Below are 7,486 nucleotides of genomic sequence, written 5' to 3' on the forward strand. Positions count from 1 at the left end.
CTTTTGCTCTTCAAAATCACCGCCATTATCAATTGTCGCTTTGAGCAAATGTGGCGCGGCTACGGCGCCTTCGTTGACCAATACCGATGTTGCTTTGGCAATTTGCATTGGTGTTGCTGTCCAGTAACCTTGCCCGATACCAACAGGAATCGTATCGCCTTTGTACCAAGGGGTTTTATGGCGAGCCATTTTCCATTCACGCGTTGGCATGTTTGCTTTGCTTTCTTCGTAAATATCGATGCCGGTATAGTCACCAAAACCAAACATCATCATCCAATTTGATATACGGTCGATACCCATGTCATAAGCGACTTGATAGAAGAAAGTATCAACGGATTCTTCTATTGACTTGATGATATCTACGCGGCCATGACCCCAACGCAGCCAGTCACGGAATGGGCGAGTATCGGAGTTTGGAATGCGCCAGTAGCCAGGGTCATTACGCGTTGTTTTTGGTGTTACCACACCCTCTTCCAAAGCTGCAACGGCCATAAATGGCTTAATGGTGGAAGCTGGGGGGTAAATACCTAGCGTAGTTCGGTTTACAAGAGGGCGGTTTTTGTCGTTCAAGAGGGCTCGGTAAGCTTTACCTGAGATACCATGGACAAACGAGTTTGGATCGTAGCTTGGGCTTGAAACCATCGCGAGCACGCCATTGTCTTTAGGATCCAAAACCACCGCACTACCGCGACGCCCATCTAATAATTGGTGAACGTATAGTTGTAAGTTGATGTCGAGGTTTAACACGATGTCTTGACCCGGAATCGGCGGGACGTACTTTAAGGTACGAATTACTCGGCCACGGCTGTTGACTTCGACTTCTTGGTAACCCGCGGTACCGTGCAATAAATCTTCGTAGTATTTTTCAATACCTAGTTTGCCGATATCACGAGTGGCTTGGTAGTTCGCGTCTTTTTCTTCACGAACTAGGCGTTGCATGTCACGATCGTTGATGCGTGATACGTAGCCAATAACGTGGGTCAGTACTTCACTAAATGGGTAGTAACGCTTCAATGTTGCGCTGATTTCAACACCCGGAAAGCGGTATTGGTTTACTGAGAAAACAGCAACTTGGTTTTCATCTAACTGAGTAAGTAGTGGTACGGATTTAAAGCGACGCGTACGTTTACGTTCACGCTGGAAACGTTCAATTTGCTCTGGCGTGATTTCAAGAATGGTTTGTAGCTCTTTGATGGTGCCGTCAATGTCTTTGATTTTTTCTGGAGTAAGCTCCAAGTTGAAGACAGGGCGGTTTTCAGCGAGCAGAATACCGTTGCGGTCGTAAATAAGACCACGGTTTGGTGCGATTGGAACGACTTTGATGCGGTTGTCGTTAGAGCGAGTTTGGTAATCTTGGAACTGGTTAACCTGTATGTTGTACATGTTAGCAACCAGCAACCCCATCAAAATGACGATACCCAAAAAAGCAAAAATAGCGCGACTGGAAAACAGGCGCGCTTCAGCTTGGTAGTCTCGGATTTGACTGCGGCGTTTACGAATCATTAACGCTTGTCTCTACGGCTAAGCAGCGATTATTCGCGGTGATAAGGGTGGTTAGCAGTAATGCTCCACGCTCGGTATAAACTCTCCGCCATGACAATACGCACAAGTGGGTGCGGTAAGGTCAATGCAGACAAAGACCAACTTTGATCCGCGGCGGCTTTACATGCAGGAGAAAGCCCTTCTGGGCCACCAATTAAAATAGAAACGTCGCGAGCATCTAATTTCCAAGCTTCTAGCTGTTCTGCCAGTTGTGGGGTATCCCACTTTTTGCCCGGGATATCCAATGTCACGATGCGGTTGCCTTTTGGGACCGCTGCCAACATAGCTTCGCCTTCTTTTTGAAGAATACGTGCGATGTCAGCATTTTTGCCACGTTTCCCTGCTGGGATCTCAACCAACTCAAGTGGCATATCATGAGGGAAGCGACGACGGTATTCTTGGAATCCCTCTTCGACCCATTTGGGCATTTTAGTGCCTACAGCAATCAGTTGAATTTTCAAAAGATTAACCCCAAAGCTTTTCTAGCTGGTACAGGTTACGGTGTTCATCTTGCATGACATGAAGCATGGCATCGCCCATATCGAGAACAACCCATTCACCTTCTTTCTCGCCTTCCATACCTAGTGGTTCTAGACCGGCTTTCTTCACTTCAGATGCGACGTGATCAGCAATAGATGAAACGTGACGTTTAGAGGTGCCAGTACAAATGATCATGTAATCTGTCACGCTAGATTTGTCTTCTACATTCAGAATTACAATCTCTTCTGCTTTCATGTCGTCAGCTTTATCAGCTAAAAAGTCTTTAAGTTCTTCGCGAAGCACTCGGTTTTCCTCGGTTTTCTTTTCAATCTGTGGGTGTTTTGAATCATATTAATCAAAACTGGCCGCGCACTATATCATGCTTTGAATTCTAAATTGCCAGCTTAATATCAGGTGAACAGGTTTCTAAGCTCAACTGGTGAATCGTTGGCCACACAGATTCTTCATATTGGGTTTTCGCTTTTATCTCGGCGTGAGCCAAAAGAGATAAAAGCGCACAAATGCGGCTTGTTGACAGGCGTGTCAAAGCTGCGTTGTAAAATGGGCGTTTGTTTTGCCACACACGATGCTTTTCAAATACCTGGATCATACCCATTTGGGTTAAGTCGCGGTGCATGTTCAGCAGTTGATTAAACTCTTTCTGTACACTGCGGATCAGAATGATGGTTTCGACGCCTTCCGCTTCTAATTGACGCAGTATACGTTGTGCACGATTGGCTTTACCCGCTAACAGAGCGTCGATCCAGTGGAAGGTCGTAAAGTGGTTATGGCGACTTAAGGCTGCTTCCAATCGCACCACAGTTAACTCACCATCTGGGTAGATTAGAGCAAGTTTCTCTAAGCTTTGTGAGAGCGCAAACAAATTACCTTCATGCCATTGTGCCAACACTTGCAGTGATTGTTGGTCCGCCTTTAGACCAAGGGCACGGCAGCGAGTTTGCACAAACATGGGTAAGCGTTGTAAATCGGGCGTTAAGCAACTCACCCAATCACCCTTTGCACTCAGGGCTTTAAACCATTTTGCGTTTTCTTGTGCTTTGGTAAGTTTGCTGCCAATGACGACTAACATGATATCGTCATGCAGCATTTCGCATAGGCTGACTAGCTCTTTACTAATGGCTGCGTTTGCGCCGGCTTCTGGTAACTCTAATTCAATTAACTGACGGCTTGAAAACAAACTCAATGCTTGGAAGCAGTCGTAAACTTGGTTCCAATCTAGACTCGCATCCACGGCAAAGCGATGTCTTTCTTCAAAACCGTGCTGGCGCGCGGTGTGCTGAATCGCTTGTCGGCTTTCTTGAATCAATAAGGGTTCATTACCGAAAATTAGATAAACCTGCTTTACGTGTTTTGCTAAATGGTCGGCCAGCTTATCGGCATAAATTCGCATTTTGATTAAGAGTCAGTTTTGTTGTCGTTAGTGTTTGTCGCATCAGGAGTAATATGACCTTGTTCGTACTCTGCACGAACTCGACCTAGCTGACGCATCATTTGGCTTGCGGCTTGCTGACGCATTTCATCTTCGATAACGTCGCGCTCTACTGACTTAGCTAGGGCAGTGAGTGGGTTATCAAGATAGTTACGGTTTACTGTTGTTGTGAAGGCTTTTGAACCGAACTCAGGAATTGTAACGCGGTATTGCACTACATAGGTCAGCTCTTTTTCTGCAGCACGACTGTTTTGATACAGCGACAGCGTACGTTCGTCAATGGTTGCTTCAATTAGGTGTAGGTTTGGTGTGTTAGCAGAAGGCTGTACCAAGTCCACTTTATTCAGTTCAAGTTGAGCTCGTACATATCGAGTCAAAGGACTGTATTCATCATAGCTAGTGAATGACATGGTGTGCAGTTCTTCCGGAACGGAATACTCGCCACGAAGGTGAAAACCACAGGCAGAAAGAAGCCCCGCTAATACCAATACCACTGGTAGTTTAATCAAAGAGAAAAAGCGCATTGATTGTATTCATCCTAAATTTAAGGGGTTATTTACCTTAAACCACTCATCGTGAATGGTTTGAGGTAAATAAACAGGGTGAGGACTCACCCTGTTAGAAAACTCATGCCGAACGAATCAGTTCGCTCGGCGTTGAGTTCTTGCAAGCTGCATTTCGTTGGTAACGAGCGGCTAGTTTGCAACGATGTTCAATAGTTTACCTGGTACGTAAATCACTTTACGGATAGTTAGACCATCTAGGAACTTCTTCGCGTTCTCGTCGTTTAGACCAAGCTCACGAACTTGCTCTTCTGAAGCGTCAGCAGCAACGGTTAGCTTCGCACGTAGTTTACCGTTGATCATCACAACGATAGTTTTCTCGTCTTCAACCAGAGCTTTCTCATCAAACGTTGGCCATGCCGCGTTGTCGATGTCTGCCTCACCTAGCGCTGCCCATAGTTCGTAAGAGATGTGCGGAGTGATTGGGTAAAGCATTGCAACTACAGCTTTAAGTGCTTCATCAAGGATTGCACGGTCTTGTACAGATTCTTGAGGCGCTTTCGCAAGCTTGTTCATCAGTTCCATGATCGCTGCGATTGCTGTGTTGAATGTTTGACGACGAGCGATATCGTCCGTTACTTTCGCGATAGTTTTATGAACGTCACGACGAAGTGCTTTTTGGTCGCCAGAAAGTGCGCTTGCATCAACTGACTCAGCTGCACCTTTTGAAGCGTGAGCGTGAACCAGTTTCCAAACACGTTTCAGGAAGCGGTTAGCACCTTCTACGCCAGACTCTTGCCATTCAAGGGTCATGTCTGCTGGTGAAGCAAACATCATGAATAGACGTACCGTGTCAGCACCGTACTTGTCTACCATTTCTTGAGGGTCGATACCGTTGTTTTTCGACTTAGACATTTTGATCATGCCTGAGTGCGTTACATCACGGCCTTCATTGTCTTTCGCTGAAGTGATACGACCTTTACCGTCACGTTCAACAGCAACATCTGTTGGGGCAACCCACTCTTTACCGCCTTTTTCGTTCTCGAAGTAGAACGCATCAGCCAGTACCATGCCTTGACACAGCAGTTGCTTGAACGGTTCGTCAGACGTTACGTAGCCTGCGTCACGTAGCAGTTTGTGGAAGAAGCGAGAGTACAGTAGGTGCATACAAGCGTGCTCGATACCACCGATGTACTGGTCTACCGGTAGCCAGTAGTTTGCTTTTTCTGGATCTAGGATGTCGTCAGCTTGTGGTGAACAGTAACGTGCGTAGTACCAAGAAGACTCCATGAACGTATCGAACGTATCTGTCTCACGTAGAGCAGGTTCGCCGTTGAATGTTGTCTTCGCCCATTCTTTGTCTGCTTTGATTGGGCTTGTTACGCCGTCCATTACCACGTCTTCTGGAAGAATAACGGGTAGTTGGTCAGCGGGTACTGGGTGAACTTCGCCGTCTTCAGTGGTTACCATAGGGATTGGTGCACCCCAGTAACGTTGACGAGATACCCCCCAGTCACGTAGACGGAAGTTAACTGTCTTAGTGCCTTTGCCTTCTGCTTCTAGCTTCGCTGCGATTGCATCGAACGCCGCTTGGAATTCAAGGCCGTCGAATTCACCTGAATCGAACAGTACACCTTTCTCGGTGTATGCCACTTCAGATACGTCTAGTTCGCTGCCATCAACCGGTTTGATGACAGGAACGATGTCTAGGCCGTATTTCGTTGCAAATTCGTAGTCACGTTGGTCGTGTGCAGGAACCGCCATTACTGCACCAGTGCCGTAGTCCATCAGTACGAAGTTTGCTACGTAAACTGGCACTTCACGACCGTTCAATGGGTGAATAGCAGTAAGGCCAGTAGCCATACCTTTTTTCTCCATTGTCGCAAGCTCAGCTTCTGCTACTTTGGTGTTTTTACATTCTTCGATGAATGACGCTAGCTCTGGGTTGTTCTGAGCTGCGATAGCCGCAAGAGGGTGACCTGCTGCGATACCAACGTAAGTCACACCCATTAGCGTGTCTGGACGCGTGGTGTAAACTTCTAAATCTTGTTGACCGTTAACTTCAAACTTGAGTTCCACGCCTTCAGAACGACCGATCCAGTTACGCTGCATGGTCTTAACCATTTCTGGCCAACCTTCAAGTTTGTCTAGGTCGTCTAGTAGCTCTTGAGCGTATTCAGTGATCTTAATAAACCACTGTGGAATTTCTTTTTGTTCTACCGGAGTATCACAACGCCAGCAACAGCCGTCTTCAACCTGTTCGTTTGCAAGAACAGTTTGATCGTTTGGACACCAGTTAACAGAAGAGGTCTTCTTGTAAACCAGACCTTTCTCGTAAAGCTTAGTGAAGAACTCTTGTTCCCAACGGTAGTACTCTGGCGTACAGGTTGCGAATTCACGATTCCAGTCGTAACCAAAGCCAAGAAGCTTAAGTTGGTTCTTCATGTATTCAATGTTTTCGTAAGTCCAAGGCGCCGGTGCAGTGTTGTTTTTTACTGCCGCGTTTTCCGCAGGTAGACCGAATGCATCCCAACCGATTGGTTGCATTACGTTTTTGCCTTGTAGGCGTTGGAAACGAGATACTACGTCACCGATGGTGTAGTTGCGCACGTGACCCATGTGCAGTCGACCACTTGGGTATGGGAACATGGATAGACAGTAGAATTTTTCTTTGTTTGGGTCTTCACTTACAACAAAGGTCTTGTTGTCATCCCAGTGCTTTTGAACTTTTTGTTCAAGGTCTTGTGGATTGTATTGTTCTTGCATCGATGGTATCCGGTTATCTTGGAATTTGTGAGTTCGGTTAGAACAGACTTAAATAGATCGTCATAGAATACCTAAAGCTAGGGATCACAACAATAGCCAATCTGTACCCATGCGCCTAGAAGTGACGCTTGGTAGTGGAAAGATGGAGGTCAGTTATGCCTAAACGTAAAGCAGGTTATGAGGAAATGCTCGAGGATGTGATGGAAACCTTGAAGCACAGTCCGGATGAAGTTAACAAAGTATTCGAAACGTCGGGCAAAGTCGTGGATGCCGCTAACGACATGACCAAAGATGAGCTCTCACTAATTTCAGCTTACGTAAAAGCCGATTTAAAAGAGTTCTCCGACAGCTATGAGGAAGGAAAAAGCGGGCCTTTTTATCTCACCATTGCCGATTCAATCTGGCAAGGTTTACTGGATATTACCGATAAAACTAAAGTTGAGTGGGTTGAGTTGTTCGATGATTTAGAGCATCAAGGCTTGTATGAAGCGGGCGAAGTCATCGGGCTCGGGACATTGGTCTGTGATGAATGTGGTCATAAAACCACTTACAACCATCCAACGGTCATAATTCCATGCATCAAGTGTAATCATACTGGTTTTAGTCGCCAATCTCTCAAGCCATAACATGCAGTCAAAAAATACAACGCAATAAAAAAGAGGCTACCAGAGCTAATGCCGATCAGTTAAGAAATTAATAGACTGATCAATTGAACGATCCCACCAGTGTGTAAAAATCCGATAGA

Annotated in this window: 7 protein-coding genes; 1 reads left to right on the top strand and 6 read right to left on the bottom strand. The window is 46.0% G+C overall.

Annotated elements, in window-relative coordinates:
* The 6 genes from mrdA to leuS form a co-directional block, all read right to left on the bottom strand.
* On the bottom strand, window positions 1-1,503 hold a 1,503-nt coding region (gene mrdA, locus OQJ86_RS25800; RefSeq protein ID WP_265992111.1), incomplete at its 3' end, for a penicillin-binding protein 2.
* Between the two features lie 29 nt (window positions 1,504-1,532).
* Complete coding sequence (gene rlmH / locus OQJ86_RS25805; protein ID WP_038873801.1) at window positions 1,533-2,003, bottom strand: 23S rRNA (pseudouridine(1915)-N(3))-methyltransferase RlmH; 471 nt, start codon at window positions 2,001-2,003, stop codon at window positions 1,533-1,535.
* 4 nt (window positions 2,004-2,007) lie between these two features.
* Window positions 2,008-2,325: a ribosome silencing factor gene (gene rsfS, locus OQJ86_RS25810; protein WP_038875827.1), complete on the bottom strand. Its 318-nt coding sequence runs from the start codon at window positions 2,323-2,325 to the stop codon at window positions 2,008-2,010.
* An 88-nt stretch (window positions 2,326-2,413) separates the two neighbouring features.
* Window positions 2,414-3,433: a DNA polymerase III subunit delta gene (gene holA, locus OQJ86_RS25815; protein ID WP_038873805.1), complete on the bottom strand. Its 1,020-nt coding sequence runs from the start codon at window positions 3,431-3,433 to the stop codon at window positions 2,414-2,416.
* A gap of 5 nt (window positions 3,434-3,438) precedes the next feature.
* Window positions 3,439-3,996 (bottom strand): LPS assembly lipoprotein LptE, encoded by a 558-nt coding sequence (gene lptE / locus OQJ86_RS25820; RefSeq protein WP_038873808.1) that lies wholly within the window; start codon window positions 3,994-3,996, stop codon window positions 3,439-3,441.
* Between the two features lie 171 nt (window positions 3,997-4,167).
* The gene (gene leuS / locus OQJ86_RS25825; protein ID WP_045404887.1) at window positions 4,168-6,741 is read right to left on the bottom strand and encodes a leucine--tRNA ligase; all 2,574 of its coding nucleotides are present in this window, start codon (window positions 6,739-6,741) and stop codon (window positions 4,168-4,170) included.
* A gap of 155 nt (window positions 6,742-6,896) precedes the next feature.
* Here leuS and OQJ86_RS25830 point away from each other — a divergent pair, with 155 nt between their 5' ends.
* Entirely contained in the window at window positions 6,897-7,367 is a 471-nt protein-coding gene (locus OQJ86_RS25830) for a zinc ribbon-containing protein (RefSeq protein WP_038873812.1), read from the top strand.
* Window positions 7,368-7,486 lie beyond the last annotated feature (119 nt).

The organism is Vibrio sp. Sgm 5, assembly GCF_026241575.1.
GTDB classification, from domain to species: Bacteria; Pseudomonadota; Gammaproteobacteria; order Enterobacterales; family Vibrionaceae; genus Vibrio; species Vibrio jasicida.

Coding starts and splice junctions, on each gene's coding strand:
- holA (WP_038873805.1), bottom strand. CDS start 3,433: ATGCGAATTTATGCCGATAAGCTGGCCGACCATTTAGCAAAACACGTA.
- leuS (WP_045404887.1), bottom strand. CDS start 6,741: ATGCAAGAACAATACAATCCACAAGACCTTGAACAAAAAGTTCAAAAG.
- lptE (WP_038873808.1), bottom strand. CDS start 3,996: ATGCGCTTTTTCTCTTTGATTAAACTACCAGTGGTATTGGTATTAGCG.
- OQJ86_RS25830 (WP_038873812.1), top strand. CDS start 6,897: ATGCCTAAACGTAAAGCAGGTTATGAGGAAATGCTCGAGGATGTGATG.